The sequence below is a fragment of the Mesorhizobium sp. URHB0026 genome (genome assembly GCF_054059755.1).
The window spans coordinates 5019836-5035004 of record NZ_JBSSCN010000001.1; the positions used below are offsets into that span (position 1 = coordinate 5019836).

General features: G+C 64.5%; 12 protein-coding genes and 1 pseudogene. 8 read left to right on the forward strand and 5 right to left on the reverse strand.

Annotated elements, in window-relative coordinates; genetic code table 11:
- Nucleotides 1–3: 3 nt before the first annotated feature.
- Nucleotides 4–3972 carry an AsmA family protein gene (locus tag ACVWWD_RS24760; RefSeq protein WP_352548641.1) on the reverse strand — a complete coding sequence of 1323 codons (3969 nt, stop codon included), beginning with the start codon at nucleotides 3970–3972 and terminating at the stop codon, nucleotides 4–6.
- A gap of 130 nt (nucleotides 3973–4102) precedes the next feature.
- Between ACVWWD_RS24760 and ACVWWD_RS24765 the strand changes: the two genes are divergently transcribed.
- Nucleotides 4103–5089, forward strand: coding sequence for a Dyp-type peroxidase (locus tag ACVWWD_RS24765; RefSeq protein WP_352548638.1), 987 nt, complete (start codon nucleotides 4103–4105; stop codon nucleotides 5087–5089).
- 102 nt (nucleotides 5090–5191) lie between these two features.
- Here ACVWWD_RS24765 and ACVWWD_RS24770 read toward each other — a convergent pair whose 3' ends face one another.
- Nucleotides 5192–6607, reverse strand: coding sequence for an FAD-binding oxidoreductase (locus ACVWWD_RS24770; RefSeq protein WP_352548636.1), 1416 nt, complete (start codon nucleotides 6605–6607; stop codon nucleotides 5192–5194).
- A gap of 163 nt (nucleotides 6608–6770) precedes the next feature.
- On the opposite strand from ACVWWD_RS24770, the gene ACVWWD_RS24775 reads away from it, so the two are divergent.
- Both ACVWWD_RS24775 and ACVWWD_RS24780 read left to right on the forward strand, forming a co-directional pair.
- Complete coding sequence (locus tag ACVWWD_RS24775) at nucleotides 6771–7250, forward strand: thioesterase family protein (protein ID WP_352548634.1); 480 nt, start codon at nucleotides 6771–6773, stop codon at nucleotides 7248–7250.
- 236 nt (nucleotides 7251–7486) lie between these two features.
- Nucleotides 7487–7684, forward strand: a complete 198-nt coding sequence (locus ACVWWD_RS24780; protein ID WP_015317249.1) for a hypothetical protein — start codon at nucleotides 7487–7489, stop codon at nucleotides 7682–7684.
- Here the strand turns inward: ACVWWD_RS24780 and ACVWWD_RS24785 are convergent.
- Entirely contained in the window at nucleotides 7681–8160 is a 480-nt protein-coding gene (locus ACVWWD_RS24785) for an Lrp/AsnC family transcriptional regulator (RefSeq protein WP_023769701.1), read from the reverse strand. The genes ACVWWD_RS24780 and ACVWWD_RS24785 overlap by 4 nt on opposite strands.
- Before the next feature lie 89 nt (nucleotides 8161–8249).
- On the opposite strand from ACVWWD_RS24785, the gene ACVWWD_RS24790 reads away from it, so the two are divergent.
- The 3 genes from ACVWWD_RS24790 to ACVWWD_RS24800 all read left to right on the forward strand — a co-directional run bounded on the left by ACVWWD_RS24790 (nucleotide 8250) and on the right by ACVWWD_RS24800 (nucleotide 10893).
- On the forward strand, nucleotides 8250–9158 hold the full coding sequence (locus ACVWWD_RS24790) for an EamA family transporter (RefSeq protein ID WP_023769700.1): 909 nt from the start codon (nucleotides 8250–8252) through the stop codon (nucleotides 9156–9158).
- Nucleotides 9159–9343: 185 nt separating this feature from the next.
- Nucleotides 9344–10450, forward strand: a complete 1107-nt coding sequence (locus ACVWWD_RS24795) for a histidine kinase dimerization/phosphoacceptor domain -containing protein (RefSeq protein WP_352548631.1) — start codon at nucleotides 9344–9346, stop codon at nucleotides 10448–10450.
- Nucleotides 10447–10893 (forward strand): response regulator, encoded by a 447-nt coding sequence (locus ACVWWD_RS24800; protein ID WP_023782682.1) that lies wholly within the window; start codon nucleotides 10447–10449, stop codon nucleotides 10891–10893. Before ACVWWD_RS24795 ends, ACVWWD_RS24800 begins: the two co-directional genes overlap by 4 nt.
- 9 nt (nucleotides 10894–10902) lie before the next feature.
- Here the strand turns inward: ACVWWD_RS24800 and ACVWWD_RS24805 are convergent.
- Nucleotides 10903–11791: pseudogene (locus tag ACVWWD_RS24805) on the reverse strand (dienelactone hydrolase family protein).
- Nucleotides 11792–12045: 254 nt separating this feature from the next.
- Between ACVWWD_RS24805 and ACVWWD_RS24810 the strand changes: the two are divergent.
- Entirely contained in the window at nucleotides 12046–12207 is a 162-nt protein-coding gene (locus tag ACVWWD_RS24810) for a hypothetical protein (protein ID WP_457103468.1), read from the forward strand.
- A 4-nt stretch (nucleotides 12208–12211) separates the two neighbouring features.
- Entirely contained in the window at nucleotides 12212–12649 is a 438-nt protein-coding gene (locus ACVWWD_RS24815) for a hypothetical protein (protein WP_023782684.1), read from the forward strand.
- Nucleotides 12650–12680: 31 nt separating this feature from the next.
- Here the strand turns inward: ACVWWD_RS24815 and ACVWWD_RS24820 are convergent, their stop codons facing one another.
- Complete coding sequence (locus ACVWWD_RS24820) at nucleotides 12681–14996, reverse strand: glucose/quinate/shikimate family membrane-bound PQQ-dependent dehydrogenase (RefSeq protein WP_352548624.1); 2316 nt, start codon at nucleotides 14994–14996, stop codon at nucleotides 12681–12683.
- Between the last annotated feature and the right edge of the window lie 173 nt (nucleotides 14997–15169).

The following is a 15169-nucleotide window of genomic DNA, read 5'->3' on the forward strand; positions in this document are numbered from 1 at the left end:
GGCCTACTGCAGTGACTTCAGCAGATTGTCGACCGTGAACGGATTGGCCTTCGGCTTGGCCGGAGGCGGATTGTCGTTGGCGGGCACCTGCTCGGCCTTGGGCGCCTGTTGCGCCGCCTTGCGCTCGGCTTCGAGCCTGGCTTTTTCCTGCTCGGCCTGCGCCTTGGCCGCTTCGTCCGCTGCCTGCTGTTCCGCCGCTGCCTTGGCCTCCGCATCGGCCTTGGCTTTTGCATCCGCGTCGGCCTTCGCCTTGGCATCCGCTGCGGCCTGGGCCTGAGCTTCGGCCTGGGCCTGAGCGTCGGCCTCCGCTTTCGCCTTGGCGTCGGCCTCGGCCTTCAGGCGCGCCGCTTCCTCTTGTTGGCGCAGCTCCTCCGCGGCCTTGTCGCGGGCGTCCTGAAGGGCCGCGTAATAGCGCACTTCGCGTCGCAGCCGCTGTTTCTCCAGCAGCGCGGCCTGCATGGCCTCGACGCGCTGCTGTTCTTTTTCCAGCGCACGCTGGGTCAGGAATTGCGCCAGGGGCTCGCTGTCGAACTGCCGTTTCACGGCGCCGAACGGCCCCTCGGCGGTGAAATTCACGGCCGGCTCGGAGCCGACCAGCGCTTCGTCGCCGGGCCGATAGGTGACTGCGCCCTTGGCGGAAACCGTGCTGGCATTGAGATCCGCCGCGATGTCGGCCGACAAGGTCGCCGCCGGGTTTTCAAGGCTGATCGGCGGCGCCCTGAGCGTGCCGCCGGCTATCGTGAAGGCGACCTCGGCGTTCCCGGCGGCAAAACTGCCGTCGGCGGCGATGTCAGGCGCGAAGCCAGCCGTCTTGGCGGCGTCGATATCGCGTCCGATCGCATCCGCCTTGGCCAGGAATGCGCCGAACGCGTCAGGATTGACGCCAGCGATCCGCAAGTCCTTCAGCGTCGCCGTGCCGGATCCCGATAGAGCGGCGATCATAGCGTCGACGGATTTGCCGCTGGTCGACAGCGTCGTCGAGAAATCGCCGACGCCGCCGATGCCCGCATCCGGCAAGACGTTCGCCAGATCGGCACCCGCCAGTTTCATCTGTCCGGTGAAAAGCCCGGTACCGTCATTGTTCTTCAGCTCGAACAGGCCGGAGAGCGCGCCGGCGAGGAATTTGGCCTTGAGATCGGTGACCCGGATGCCTTCCGGGTCGAGCTTGAGCGAGAGTGCCGCGTCATAGGCGGTGGCGAGCGGGCCGACGGTCAGCGAAGCCGTGGTCAGGTCGAGATCGGCCGTGAACGGCAGGCTGGACTTCTGACTGAACGGCGCCGACGGCCACGCGCCGGATTTGTCATTCTTGTCGGCATTGTCACTCTTGCCGGCATTGTCACTCTTGCCGGACCCGTTCTTGTCCACGAGAAAAGCGGAATCGCCAAACAGCGCCACCGCCATCGGATCGAGGTCGAGTTCGTCGAGCGCCAGCGCTCCTGCCAGATGCGGCACGCCGTCCTTGCCGTCGACCCCCTGCTTGACATCGAGGTTGATGTCGCCCGACACCGCCGCCTCGTTGATGGCGCCGCTGAGCCCGGAGAGCACCAGCAGGCCGTTGCCGTAGTCGGCCTGCGCGGCCAGCGATGTCGACATGCCGGCGCCCATGCCGGGCAGGCCGATGCCTGTCGTCATCAGCCATGGCTCGATGTCGGAGGCGTCGAGATTGATCTTGCCCTTGGCCGTCGGGCCTTGCGGCGTGTCGGCGACCATCCCCTGGAAGCCGGCCTTGAAATCATTGCCGGCAAGGCTGAAGCTCGTCGCCAGACCGCCGGAAAGCGTGCCCTTGGCCTGAATATCGGTGCTTGCTTCACCCAGCATGCCGAGCGGCAGCGCCGGCACGCCATAGAGCGCGAGCAAGGCGGTTGCGTCCGGGTTCCGGGCATTGAAAGTCAGTGTCACTGGCGCGTCGGCAAGCCTGTCCACCGCGCCCTTCCCCGACAGCGACGCCGAAAAGGACGAGCCGCCGGCCTTGCCTTGCCCGCTCACCGCCAGGCCCGTGGTGCCGTCGCCATTGTCGGCGGCACTGGCCACGAGGTCGACGCGCGCGTCCTGGAACAAGTCGGGATAAGCCGCGGCGCGGTCTGCGAGCCCCTTCAGCACGGCATTGTCCGGATAGTGCCGTGCCGCGACATCGATCAGTGGTTTGAGGTCGACCGCGACCACTGAGGCGTCGAGCTTGCCGGTCGGGCTCGCCGGAAAATCCTTGATGCGGCCGGTGGCGCTGATCGAGGAACCGGCCAGCCCGCCGACAGACAGCCGGTCGATTTCGAGCAGTCCGCCGCGCAGCCTGAGCGCGGTATCGACCGTGTCGGCGGTCAAGCCGCCGGCGCTGACAGGGCCGGCCTTGATCTGGAAATCGAGGTCGCTGTCGGCAAAACGATTGGCGCCCTTGTCGCTGACGAAGATCGAGGCGAAGGCCGCCAGCCCATCGACATCGAGATCGCCGCCCTCGAGCCGCATCAGCACCGACGGCTTTGCGTCTTCAGGCTGGCTGGAATCGATGCGGCCGGAAAACTTCGCCTTGCCGAGTATCAGTTCGAGATCGCTGAAGGATTGATGATTTTCCGAGAGATCGACCTTGGCCTTGAAACCGGCGGCAGGCAGACGGCGGATCGCCTCGTCGACATCCTTCGACAGCCAGGCGGCAAAACCTGAAGGTTGCGCCACGGCCAGCAGCAACGAGCCGGTAAAGCCGAAACGGCCCTGCACGTTGAGCATGACCATGCCGTCGGCTTCCAGCCTGGTGCGGCCGGGCAAGGTCGCGGCCAGCGATTTCACCGACCACCCGTCACCGACCGGTTCGGCCGAAAGATGAACATCGCGCACCGTGGTGTCGCCGGCCACCACCGCCGGCAGCTTGACCTCGACCGTGCCGGGAATGGTCGGCTTCGGCAGATCGAGCAGCGCCTGCTCAAGCCCGGCGATGCGCTGATCCAGTGTCAGGCCTGTACCCGCCTGGGCACCCACCGCCTCGTCGAACTGAACCTGCGCGCCATTGGCCTCGATGGCGAAGCTCGGTTTCTGGCCGAGATCGACCGAGGCCTTGCCATCGGCGGTATAGGGATTGTCGAGCGGACCGGTCTCGAAACGGAATTCGTCGACGCCAAGCTTCTGATGGTCGAGCGAGAACTTGCCGTTTAGCCGGAAGCCCGGATCGGACTTGCCGGTGCTGACCTTCACCGTCTCGCCATCCGTGCCGCGCAACTCGGCTGAATTCTTGCCCGCACTATTCTTGTCCGCGCCCGAAATCTTGAACTGGCCGGAATAGACGGCGGCACCCTTGACGATGCCGGCATTGCCGTCGGTCTCGATGACCAGCGGATAGGCGTCGGGATCCGCCTTCACCCGTAACCGCATCTGCCCGGAGGGTTCGGCCTTGCCGGTCGACGCCGCGACAGTGGTCCGCAACCCGTCCAGCCGCAACGTGCCGTCCATGCGCCAGGGACCGGCCAGCGACTTGGCCGAAATGGTCGAGTTGATCTCCGAAAAGATGTGGCTGCGGCCGCCGGCGGCATGGCGCAGTTCGATCTGCCCTTCCGTCACCGTCAGTTTCTCGATCGTGACCTGGCCGGGGTCGAAGGGCGAAGACGGGCGCATCGCCCAATCGACGGTTCCGTCGGCGGCGATGTCGATGGTCGCCTTCGGCCGCACCAGCCGCATGTCGAAGATCAGCACCTCGCCGCGCAGGAAGGGTGCGAGTTCCGCGTCCATCGAAAACGTCTCGACGGTCATGGCCGGCCGGCCGTCGGGACCACCGGCAACGGCGACGTTGGAAAAGGTCACCGAGGGAAACGGCAGCAGCCTTGCCGTGGCGTCGCCCTGCACGGTCACCTTGCGGCCGAGGATTGCGCTTGCTTCGCGCTCGAACTCGGCGCGGTAGCCGGTCCAGTCGATAAAGTGCGGCACCACCAGCGCCGCAAGCAGCACCAGCACGAACAGGCCACCGAAGATCACGAACAGGCGTGCGAGCATCAGCTCCGAACAGGTTGATTGCAATTCTGCCGCACTCTACCCGCATCCGCGTGTCGATAAAGAGGCAATTCATCCCGTTGCGTCATGTCGGACGATCTGAAACAAGTCCGCTAAAAGCGGAGATTCTCGGATGTCGGGCAAGAACTGGGATCGCGTGCCGATCGATGCGCAGAGTGTCGATGCCCCGCTATCGCAGTCGGCGATTTTCCTTGTCGGCACCGTCGCCGGCGATCAGCCGGCTCTGGCCAGGGTTTGTTCCGTGCTCGGCGAACTCGACGATCTGGTCAAGACTGTCGGATTCCGCGATCTCGGCGGGCGCCTGTCCTGCATCGCCGGCATCGGGCGCGATCTCTGGGACCGGCTCAGCCCCGGCCGGCGGCCGCTGGAACTGAAGCCGTTCGCGCCGATCAAGGGCGCGGTCCATTCGGCGCCAGCGACACCGGGCGACCTGCTCTTTCACATCCGCGCCGAGCGGCCCGACATGTGCTTCGAATTCGAGCGTATCCTGCTTGACAGGCTTGGTCCCGGCGTCAGCGTCGTCGACGAAGTGATCGGCTTTCGCTATTTCGACGCCCGCGACCTGCTCGGCTTCGTCGACGGCACCGCCAACCCGGCCGGCCTCGATTTGCCCGCCTCGGCGCTGGTCGGTGACGAGGACGCCGATTTCGCCGGTGGCAGCTATGTCGTGGTCCAGAAATATCTGCACGACATGCAGGCCTGGGCGCGCATTCCCACGCCCGAGCAGGAGGCGATCATCGGCCGCACCAAGATCGACAACATCGAAATCGACGATGACGACGCGCCGCGCAAATCGCACAAGTCGCTGGCCACCGTAGTCGATGCCGATGGCAACGAACACGACATATTGCGCGACAACATGCCGTTCGGCAGGCCCGGGCGGAACGAATTCGGCACCTACTTCATCGGCTACAGCAGATATCTCTGGGTCACGGAGAAAATGCTGCAGCGCATGTATGTCGGCGACCCGCCCGGCGCCTACGACCGGCTGCTCGATGTCTCCACGCCGCACACCGGCACGACATTCTTCGCCCCGACCCGTCCCATGCTGCAGACGCTTGCGCAGGAGGTCCAGGAGCAGCTTCCCACTGCAGGGTAGAGCGGCGGTTGGCGGGCTCTAACCGCCCCCTTAGCGTGCGTCGCGCTTCGCCTGCACGACCTTGCCGCCTTGCGCGGTCAAGGCGCGCTCGTCGCGGTGCCCTTAGCCCGCGTCAGGCAGGATCTTGCCCGGATTCATGATGTTTTGCGGATCGAGCGCCTGCTTGATCGTGCGCATGATGTCGACGCCGTGACCGAGTTCGCTTCGCAGGAAGCCGATCTTGCCCTGCCCGATGCCGTGCTCGCCGGTGCAGGTGCCCTCCATGGCGATCGCCCGCATGTTGAGCCGCGCGACGAATTTTTCCGACAGCGCGATTTCCTTGGGATCGTTGACATCCATCAACACCAGCACGTGGAAATTGCCGTCTCCGGCATGGCCGACGATGGGCGCGATAAGTCCCATTTCGGCAATGTCGGCCTCGGTCTCCATGACGCATTCGGCAAAGCGCGAGATCGGTACGCAGACATCGGTCGACAGGCCCTTGGCGCCCGGCCGCAAGGTCAGTGACGCCCAGTAGGCGTCGTGCCTGGCCTTCCACAATTTGGTTCGTTCCTCGGCAACGCTGGTCCACAGGAACGGCCCGCCGCCATTGTCTTGCGCGATCATTCCGAAGGTCTCGGCCTGCTCGGCAACGCCTGCGTCGCTGCCATGAAACTCGACGAACAGGCACGGGCTCTCTGGATAATCGAGCTTGGAGTAGGTCTTCATCGCCAGCATCTGCAGCGCGTTGACCAATTCGATGCGCGCCACCGGAATGCCCATCTGGATCGTCGCGATGACGGCGTTGCAAGCCGCTTCGACGCTCGGGAACGGGCAGACGCCGCCCGAGATCGCCGGCGGAATACCTTGCAGCTTTAGGGTCAGCGCGGTGATGATACCGAGCGTGCCCTCGGAGCCGACTAGCAGCCGGGTCAAATCATAACCCGCCGAACTTTTCTTCGCCCGCTTGCCGGTCGTCACCGTCTCGCCGTCGGCCATGACGGCGGTCAGCGACAGCACGTTCTCGCGCATCGTGCCGTAGCGAACCGCATTGGTGCCGGAAGCCCGCGTCGCCGCCATGCCGCCGAGCGAGGCATTGGCACCCGGATCGATCGGAAAGAACAGGCCGGTGTCGCGCAGATGCCGGTTCAAATCCTCGCGCGTGACGCCGGGTTCCACCGTGCAGTCGAGATCCTGCGGATTGACCGAAAGAATGCGGTTCATGCGCGATGTGTCGACCGAGATGCCGCCGCCCGGCGCATTTGTGTGGCCTTCCAGGGAAGAACCGACGCCGAAGGCGATCACCGGCACGCGATGCGCCGCGCAGGCACGCACGATTTCCTGCACCTCGGCCGTCGTCTCCGGGAAAGCGACGCCGTCGGGCGCCTGCGTCGGAATATAGGTGGTCGTGTGCGCGTGCTGCGAGCGGATGGCCTGTCCGGTCTGGAAGCGCTCGCCCAGCCGCTGCTTGAGGATGCCGAGCACCGCCGCGATGCCTTCCTCGTTGCGTTCGACCGGATTGAGGTCGCTCAGAGCCATGAATTCCTCCGCGAATGGACCAGCGTCCACCCTTGTTATGCGAGTATGGATGCCTAAAGCAATTTCAGGAAAAGTGTGAAGCGGTTTTCCATCCGAAATTGCGTCAGAATGTAAAGACACTCACCGGCCACGCTCTGTCCAGCACCAGAACAAGGAAGTTTCGATGTCCATTCCTGCCCCCTTCGTCTCCAAGCCCATGGACATCGAGAAGGACTGGATCGACTATAACGGCCATCTCAACATGGCCTATTACAACGTGCTGTTCGACCGCTGCTCGGACGAGGCCTTCGGGGCGATGGGCATGGGTCTGGACTATGTGAAAGAGCGGCGGCTCACCATCTACACCGCCGAGGTCCATGTCTGCTACGTCAGGGAACTGCACCTGGACCACAAGGTCATGGTCTCCTTCCAGCTCATCGACCATGACGAGAAGCGGCTGCGGGCCTATCAGGAAATCCGCCATGTCGACGGCTGGCTCGCCGCTACGTCCGAAACCCTGTCGCTGCATGTCGACATGTCGGGGCCGAAGGTGGCGCCCTTCCCGGCCGACGTGCTGGCCAGGATCGAAGCCATGCGCGCCGCCCACTCCGTGCTCCCGATGCCCGAGCGCGCCGGCCGTTCGATCGGGATCAAGCGCAAATAGGGCGAAGCCCAAGGCGACCGGGTCTGGCCTCAAAGCCACACCCGCGATCCAAAATCGGCGGGTTCGAAATCGGCCGGGACGCGTGCTTGAAGCCACCTCGCACCCGCATTAACCTTACCGAGGATTTAACGGGAACAAGCCATTTGAGCCGTTGAACGACTCAGCGGAGCGGTCGAAAACGTCCGCACAAGGGTTGTTTAGCGGGCGGCGCGGCGAAGCCGGTTCGAGGAACGTGCATGAAAACCGACATCAAGGTCGAAGTGGATAGGCTGGCGGCTGATCCGCGCATATCGGACTACGATTTCTGGCGTTCGCTCAAGAATGTCGACAACGAGATCTTTCACATCGCCAACAACAACGAACCGATCCCGTTTGACATGATCCGCTGGCGCAGCATCCTTAAGCGCGCCCGCCTGAAGCGCGGCCACGCTTAGTGCCGTTGCCTGATCGCCGCCAGCGGCGAGCGCGCGATCACCGGCGACGACTGGATGATCGCCGTGTTGGTCATCGCATAGGGGATGATGCGGTCGATCACCCGTTCGAGCTCGGCGACCGAGCCGACATGCGCCAGCGCGATGAAACAATCCTCACCGGTCACTCGGTCGCATTGTGCGATCTCCGGCAACTCACGGATGATCTCGGCCACGACTGACAATTGCCCAGGCACCGGCCGGATGCGCAGCCACGCCGACAGGTTCAGACCGAGCGCCGCGGGGTTGATCCTGACGCAATAGGCTTCGATCACGCCGTTCTCCTGCAGCCGCTTGATGCGCTCCGCCACGCTTGGCGCCGACAGGCCGACCGAACGGGCCAGTTCCGCGGTGCTGATGCGCGCGTCCTCTTCCAGCAGGCGAAGGATCTTCATGTCGGCCGCGTCGAGATCGATGTTTTCGTTTCGAAGGCGTTTCATGAAAAAGTCCTTGCTTAGGTGAAACGAATGATTGGGAAATCTAGTCATCGTCCATATGAATAGGGAGGATTGGCTACGATACTGATCCCGTGGATGACCAGAGGCAAGCCCCGCATTCCAGCCCTGCCGCTGCCAGCCAGGCCCTAGCCGGGCTTGCGACAAGATTGCCGCCTCATATCTGGTTCGCCGTCAGCGCTGTCTTCCACTATCTCGGCCCGGCCTTCGCCGTGCTGCTTTTTGCGCATGTCGGCGTGCTCGGCATGGCGTGGCTGCGCATAGCCACCGCGGCCCTGGTCTTCGCGCCATTGACCCGCCCATGGCGAACCTTCGCCAGCGCAGATCCTCCGACGCGGCTCCTGCTCGTTGCCTTCGGTGCTTGCCTGGCGGTGATGAACTGTTCGTTCTACCTGGCGCTCGACCGCCTGCCGATCTCGCTGGTGGCCGCGATCGAATTCGTCGGCACCATCGGCGTCGCGCTCGCCGGCCTCAGAAGCACCCGCAATCTCACCGCTCTTGCCGTCGCCGTCACCGGCACCTTGCTGCTGATCGACGTCAAATGGTCAAGCGACCCGGTCGGGCTGGTCTGGGCGTTCCTCAACGGCGCGCTCTTTGTCGGCTACATCGTGCTTGGCCACCGTGTCGCCCGCGCGGGCACCGGCGACGGCATCGCTGGCCTGGGTGCGGCCATGGCGGTCGCTTTCGTCGTCGTGCTGCCCGTTGGCTTCACCCAGGCTCGGCCCGCCTTTTTGTCCCCGCCGCTGCTCGTCGCGGCCATCGGCGTCGGCATCTGCTCGTCGGTCATCCCGTATGTCTGCGACCAGCTCGCCATGGCGCGGTTGCCGCGCGCGAGTTTCGCGCTGATGCTGTCGCTGCTGCCGGTCACCGCAACTCTGATCGGCGTCGTCGTGCTGCGCCAGATACCCGGTCCGTCCGATTGCCTCGCCATCGCGCTGGTCGTGACCGGCGTCGCGCTTCACAGGCCGGCCTCGGCTGGCTAGCCGAAAAACGGCCTCCTCGCGGTCGGTTGCGGAAAGCCTCTATCGGTTCCCTGCCTGCGACGAACTGCGACAGACGCCCGTAATTGAAACCAAATTCGGCTTTGAGCCGTTGTCTCCCGCGAAAAATGGCTTGGAGTGACGCTATGGAACGGAAACGGACCAGGGAGCCGGCGGACGCATGGCACATGACCGACGACCTTCATGTCGAGCACGGCAAGGGCGACCCCTTCGCGGCGGCCATCCGCGCCACGCGCATGTCGATGATCATTACCGATCCGCGCCGGCAGGACAATCCGATCGTCTTTGCAAACGAAGCCTTCCTGCGCCTGACGGGTTATGAGCGCGACGAGGTTCTCGGCAGGAACTGCCGCTTCCTGCAGGGGCCGCAGAGCGACAAGGAAGCTATCGCTCAGATACGCGCCGCGATAGCCGATGAAACCGACATCAGCGTCGATATCCTGAATTACCGCAAGGACGGGTCGACCTTCTGGAACGCGCTCTACATAAGCCCGGTCTCCAACGACAAAGGCGAACTGCAGTTCTTCTTCGCCTCGCAACTCGATGTTTCGGACCGGAAGCTCTGGGAAAATCGTATCACCGCGGACAAGGAACGTTTTGAAAAGGCTGTCAAGGAACGCACGGCTGAGCTCGAAGCGGCGCTTGAGGCGCAGACCACGCTGCTGCATGAAGTCGATCATCGCGTGAAGAACAATCTGCAGATGATTTCCTCGCTTATCCTCATGCAGAGCCGCACCGTCTCCGACGCGAGCCTCAAGCGCTCGCTTGGCACGATGTTGGAGCGCATAGAAGCGCTCAGTACCGTGCACCGCCGGCTCTACCAGTCCAAGGATGTCAGCAAGTTCGATGTTTCCGACTTCGCCAAGGATCTCATCTCCGACCTGCTCACGGCTTCGGGACGTTCGGAAATCAATCCGACACTCGATCTCGAACCCGTCGTCGTCCCGGCCGAGAAGGCGACGCCGGTGGCACTGATGGTCAACGAACTCGTCACCAACGCGCTCAAGCATGCCTTCAAGGAAAGGCCCGACGGCACGAGATCGGGCAGTATCGGCATCAAGATGAGCCAGCCGGACGGCCATTTGAACATCGAGGTCTCGGATGACGGCGTCGGCATGGCGGGCGCCAATGGCGACGCCTCCTTCGGCATGCGGCTGATCAAGTCGCTTGCCCGCCAATTGCGTGCCGACATCGAGTGGCGCGATGCCGGTCCCGGCACTCGCGTTGTCATCTCGATGCCCAACGGACCACAGCACAAAGGGAACCTGTCATGATTGAACCACTCAAGGTCCTGATCGTCGAGGACGAGGCGCTGCTGGCCATGGAGTTGGAGAGCCTGGTCGAGGACGCCGGGCACAGCGTCGTCGGCTGGGCAACATCGCTCGCCGAAGCAAAGGACATGGTCGATACCACGCAGGCCGATATCGCCTTTGTCGACATCCATCTCACCGACGGCCCGACCGGCATCGACGTGGCCGAATATATTGGCGACAGGAAAAACTCGATGGTCATTTTCATGACCGCCAACCCGAAGCGCATCCCCGACCACTTTGCCGGCGCGATCGGCGTCATCGCCAAGCCCTACACGATGAACGGGCTGACCTCGGCCCTGCGCTATTTGCAGGAAGGCGTGCGGCGCCCGCCGCCGAAATCGGAGCGCCCGGCGGGCTTCACCCTGTCGCCTGCCTTCGAGACGATCTGGGCGCCGGCCGCCTGAAGGCGATGGTCATGCCAGCTTCTGCCTCAGGAAGGCGATCGTCCTGCCCCAAGCGAGGTCGGCGGCATTCTTGTCGTAGCGCGCCGCCGAGGTGTCGTTATTGAAGGCATGGTTGGCGCCTTCATAGACATAGACCGTGTATTCGACATGCGCGGCGTCGAGTTCCTTCTTGAACCCATCGATGCCGGCATTGGTGCGCTCGTCGAGACCGGCATAGTGCAGCAGCAACGCAGCCTTGATCTTCGAGACGTCGGCTGGCTTCGGCTGCATGCCGTAATAGGCAACGCTCGCGGCAAGGTCGGGCGCGTTGACGGCCAGCATATTGGCCGTGCCGCCGCCCCAGCAGAAGCCGATGGCGCCGACCTTGCCGTTGCCGTCCTTGTCGCCCTTGAGGAAGGCGACCGTCGCCATCGCCATTGGCCACGGTCTGCGCCGGATCGAGTTTCCCGAACATGTCGCGCGCCTTGTCCTCGTCAGTGGGCGTACCGCCGAGCGGCGACAGGAAGTCCGGCGCGAGCGCCACGAACCCTTCCAGGGCCACGCGCCGGGCGACGTCGCGGATATGCGGGTTGAGACCCCTGTTTTCATGGATGACGATGACCGTGCCGAGCTTGCCGGCCTGGTTCGCGGGTTTGACCAGATAGCCCTTCATCTCGCCGCCGCTGCCGGGATAGGTGATGTCCTTGCCCTTTACGCGGGCATCGGTCTCGGCCACGATCGCCGCCTGGGCCGAGTTCGCCGCCAGCATCGGCGCGATGGCGGCCGCCGCCGCGCCCGATCCGGCAAGCCTGGTCAGTTGCTCCATGAAGCGGCGGCGATCCAGCGTCAGATGCGTGTATTCGTCATAGGCATCGATCATTGCCTGGGTGATGACGGGTTTGGTGGTGACGTCGGCCATGGGCTTCCTCGATCTCGTCTCGACCGCGGTGTCCTGCCGGTCGCAAGATAGGGGCGAGCCTCTCATCGTCCAGTCACCGGACCGTGACATCTCGCTGCCTTCGCGGCCGCCGGTCAGCCGACTGAAGATCATCACGTTTTTGTCATCGGTGACAAATCTTGATGGCGCTGCCACAATAGTGGGGGAAACTGGCTAGCCGGCCGGCCCTTTGGCGGTCACGGTCCTATAGGCCCGATCTGAAAGGAACAATGCCGATGACCATGCCCTCGCCGATCCTGGCAACCGCCTTCGTGGCAGCAGTGACGGCCGTTCTGGCGATGCGCGCGGCTGTTGTCGCGGCAAGGCCGCAAGTCGATGGTCAGGGTCCGCAGCCGCAAGCGCCAGCCCGCGAACACGAAAACCCGAGGTTGAGGTGAAGTCATGGACGTCCAGGACATCGTGAACACCGTCTCGCAGAAGGCCGGTCTCGACCAGGCCACGACCGAAAAGGTCGTCGGCACCATTTTCTCGGTGCTCGAGCACGAGGCCGAGGGCACCAGCGCCTCCTCCTTCTTCGCCAAGATTCCGGGCGCCGATGCGCTGGCGCAGAAATATGACGTCATGGCCGCCGCCCCGGCCGGCGGTGGTGGCGGCTTCATGTCGTCGCTGCAGGGCGCGCTTGGCGGCGTTCTCGGCGAGAAGGCCGGCGCTCTGGTCAACGGCCTCGCCGCGCTCAAGGCCTCCGGCCTCGACTTGGCGCAGATCCAGAAGGCTGGCGAGACGCTTGTCCAGCAGGCCGAGGCGGCCGCCGGCCCCGATTTGACCAACCAAATGCTTGGCTCTGTGCCGAGCCTAAAGAGCCATCTGGGGCTCGGCTGATCGTCAGCTCGCCGAGCCCGGTAACGCCTGCCTACTTCGGCAGCGCGTAGGCCATCACATAGTCGCCCGGCTTGGTGCCCACCGAGCCGTGGCCGCCGGCGACGATGACCACGAACTGGCGTCCGTCCGCGACCGTGTAGGTCATCGGCGTCGATTGCCCTCCGGCCGGCAGCCGCGCCTGCCAGAGCTGCTTGCCCGACGTCAGGTCGTAGGCGCGCAAATAGTCGTCGACCGCGGCACCCAGGAAGGCGACACCGCCGGCGGTGATCATCGGCCCCCCAATGCCGGGCACCCCGACCTTAAACGGCAACGGCAGCGGCGTCATGTCGTAGACGGTGCCGTTGCGGTGCTTGTAGGCAATGGTGCCGGTGCGAAGATCGACGCCCGCGACATAGCCCCAGGGCGGCGCCTGGCACGGAATGCCGAGTGGCGACAGGAACGGTCCCATCACCACCGCATAGGGCGCGCCGTCATTGCGGTTCAACCCCTGCTCGCTGCCCTTGGTGTCGCCCGGCGGCGGCACGTCGGCGCGCGGCACCAGCCGCGACGTGAAGGCAAGATAGGTCGGCATCCCGAACATCACTTGCCGCACCGGATCGACCGCCACGCCACCCCAGTTGAACGTCCCGAAATTGCCGGGATAAACCAGCGATCCCTGCAGCGAGGGCGGCGTGTAGCGACCTTCATAGCGCAATTTGTGAAGCGCGATGCGGCACGCCAGCTGGTCGAACATGGTAATGCCCCACATATCGTGCTCGGTCAGTGGCGGCGGGTTGAAGGAAAGGTCGGACGCGGGCTGCGTCGGCGATGTGTGGTCACCCTCGATGGCGCCGCCGGGCGCCGGCACTTCCTTGACCGCAATGACCGGCTCGCCGGTGCGCCGGTCGAGCACATAGAGGTCTCCCTGCTTGGTCGGGCCGACCAGCGCGGGCACCACGGAGCCGTCGGCCTTGGTGATGTCGACCAGGCTCGGCTGCGCAGGCACGTCCATGTCCCATAGGTCATGGTGCACGGTCTGGCGCACCCATTTCAACTGCCCGGTGTTGAGGTCCAGCGCGGTGATCGAGGAAGAGAATTTCTCGACATTGGCGCTGCGGCCCATGCCGAGCTGGTCCGGCGTCTGGTTGCCGAGCGGCACATAGAGCAGGCCGAGCTTCTCGTCGGCGCTCGGTGTCGACCACATGTTGGGCGAGTTGGCGGTGTAGGTCTGGCCGGCCGCCAGCGGCGTCGTCTGGTCCGGATTGCCGGAATCCCAGTTCCACAGCAATTTGCCGCTGCTCGCATCATAGGCGCGGATGACGCCGGACGGCTCCTGCGTCGAATAATTGTCGTTGACAGCGCCGCCGACGATGATCTTGCCGCCGGCGATCAGCGGCGCCGAGGTCGAATAGTAGTAGCCCGACTTCGGATACGGCATGCCGGTCAACAAATTGAGCGTGCCGCCCTCGGCGAAGGCCGGGCAAACCTGCCCGTTGGCGGCATCCAGCGCGATCAGCCGCGCATCCGAGGTCGGCAGGTAGACGCGCGCCGCGCAGGGCTGGCCGGCGGCGCCCGCTGCATCGGCATAATGGGAGACGCCCCGGCAGGTCTGGTGCTGGCGGTCCTTGTCGAGCTTGATCTTGGGATCGTAGCGCCACTTCTCCTTGCCGGTCGCCGCATCGACGGCGATGGCGAAGTTGTGCGGCGTGCAGATATAGAGCGTGTCGCCCACTTTGAGCGGTGTCACCTGATAGGTGGTCTCGCCGACATCGTCGGGGCCCTTCACGTCGCCGGTGCGATAGGTCCAGGCCGGCTTCAGGTTGGCGACATTATCCGGCGTGATCTGGTCGAGCGGCGAATAGCGCTGGCCGAATGGCGTGCGCCCGTAATAATGCCATTCGCCCGCCGGCACATCGCCGCCGAGATTGGCGTTGGGGATCACCTTGTCGGTGTCGAGCACACCGCCGATATCCTTCGGGTCCGTGGTCATCGAATAGCCGGCCACCGCCAGCGATGCCAGCACGGCAAGGATCAAAGGCGCTCGCCCGTCCGGACCGGCAAGGCCGCGCCGCGCCCACGGCGTCAGCAGCCACAGCGCCACCAGCACGATGATGCCGCCGCGCGGGCCGAGCTCCCACCAGTCGAAGCCGGTTTCCCAGACCGCCCAGGCCAGCGTGCCGAGCACGATCGCCGCATAGAGCCAGAGCGCCGTGGAACGGCGCCGGTAGAGCAGCCAGGCGGCGACCAGGAAGGCGAGACCGACGACGATGTAATACCAACTGCCGCCCAGCGAAGCCAACCAGATGCCGCCGGCGCCAAGCGCCAGACCTATGAGGAAGACAATGATGGAGGTGATGGTGACAGCCAAGATGATACTCCTTCGACTGTTGCGCGCATGAGGCGGCCTGGGCCAACCCGGCATTGCGTGTTGCCCGTGCAACTTTCTCCCGACCGCGGCGCCTGTCAAGCGTAGGTCGTGGCCCGCGGGCAGCAACCTCGCTCCGCCTGGGATTGTTCCACAACGGCGGTTCCCGTATCGGT